At 63.0% G+C, this 262-nt stretch carries 1 pseudogene; it reads left to right on the forward strand.

Features of this window, described 5'->3' with window-relative positions:
- Positions 1–262: pseudogene (locus Q5Y72_RS19840) on the forward strand (IS21 family transposase); the annotation flags it as partial.

Below are 262 nucleotides of genomic sequence, written 5' to 3' on the forward strand. Positions count from 1 at the left end.
CCCGCGCGAGACGCAGGAGATGGTGTTCGACGCGCATGATCGGGCCTTCGCCTTCTTCAAGGGCACCTGCACGCGCGGGATCTACGACAACATGAAGACGGCAGTGGATGCGATCTTCGTGGGCAAGAACCGGGCCTATAACCGTCGCTTCCTTCAGATGTGCGGCCATTATCTCGTGGATCCGGTGGCTTGCACCCCGGCCTCGGGCTGGGAGAAGGGACAGGTCGAGAGCCAGGTCGGGACCGTCCGTCAGCGCTTCTTC

The sequence above is a fragment of the Paracoccus spongiarum genome (assembly GCF_030732095.1).
GTDB lineage: Bacteria > Pseudomonadota > Alphaproteobacteria > Rhodobacterales > Rhodobacteraceae > Paracoccus > Paracoccus spongiarum.